This window comes from Spiroplasma sp. hy2, assembly GCF_044714365.1.
Classification (GTDB): domain Bacteria; phylum Bacillota_I; class Bacilli_A; order Mycoplasmatales; family Mycoplasmataceae; genus Spiroplasma; species Spiroplasma phoeniceum.
On record NZ_RXFZ02000333.1, the window covers coordinates 1 to 630 of the forward strand.

Consider the following 630-nt stretch of genomic DNA (forward strand, 5'->3'; position numbering starts at 1 on the left):
AATAAAAAAATTACATTACCAAACAATGTTAAAGTAACATCAATCAAGGTTTTACAAAAAGATAGTTCTGAAAATAACAACCTTAAAGCAGGAGCTATATATGTAGGAACAACTAACGGTGTTTATTTTAAAAGTTATAATGAAAATGATAACAACAATATAATGAATTATAAATTTGATGGCTTAGATTTCCCAATAACAAATATAGAATTAGATAATAAAGGAAGCGCTTATGTTATTAATAACAAAGGAGAAGTATATCACTTAGATTTAAATGGTTTTGGTAATAAAAAAATTACATTACCAAACAATGTTAAAGTAACATCAATCAAGGTTTTACAAAAAGATAGTTCTGAAAATAACAACCTTAAAGCAGGAGCTATATATGTAGGAACAACTAACGGTGTTTATTTTAAAAGTTATAATGAAAATGATAACAACAATATAATGAATTATAAATTTGATGGCTTAGATTTCCCAATAACAAATATAGAATTAGATAATAAAGGAAGCGCTTATGTTATTAATAACAAAGGAGAAGTATATCACTTAGATTTAAATGGTTTTGGTAATAAAAAAATTACATTACCAAACAATGTTAAAGTAACATCAATCAAGGTTTTACAAAAA

At 24.1% G+C, this 630-nt stretch carries 1 pseudogene; it reads left to right on the forward strand.

Features of this window, described 5'->3' with window-relative positions:
• A pseudogene (locus EHV01_RS06370) lies at positions 1–630 on the forward strand (hypothetical protein); the annotation flags it as partial.